A 626-nucleotide genomic window follows, 5' to 3' on the forward strand; every position below is an offset into this window, starting at 1 on the left:
GTCAAATTAGTCGTCATTTTGCTTAAAAAACGTTCACGACCTCACCCTGCAGACAATTAAGCCTTAAGCTGCTACTTACATCACAGACAACGCCGTCGTAAATAATATTTAATGCGGAGTTTTCACCTTTTCACATCGGGACCTCTAAATGGACGTTAAGCCTTGGCTACTCTTAACAGCTGCAATTCTCGCAGGCTGCTCTGATGACGATCATCAGACCCACAACAACAGCGTCAAATTCGATGTCATAGACAATCAAGAATTTACCCTTAATCCGATTCAAAACGACAGCAATCCCGATTTAGAAAGTTTCAGCTGGACTCAAACATGTGGTTCGATATCCATTATTCCTTCTGACACAAGCCAAACCGTCAATCTGACACTTACCGCTCCAAAACTGGACAACGATGAAGAGTATTGCTTCCAGTTTAAAGGAACCAGTAAGAATGGTGATCAGTACTCAACCGATGCAAAAGTGTCCGTGGTGTCTCCATCACTGGAAGTTTATGTTGATCACGCATCTCTCCCCTCTTTACATCAGGTATTGGACATCATCGCCTCTGCAGAGGCTCACCCGACAGCTGAGCGCTATGTGTCCTGGGGCCGTATCAATCCGACGCAAGAGC

General features: G+C 45.0%; 1 protein-coding gene. It reads left to right on the top strand.

The features are described 5' to 3' along the window. Positions 1-148: 148 nt before the first annotated feature. Positions 149-626 (top strand): PKD domain-containing protein (locus R7Z77_RS26485; RefSeq protein WP_318137189.1); only part of this gene is annotated, 478 nt, incomplete at its 3' end.

It is taken from the genome of Vibrio sp. 1401 (assembly GCF_033340295.1).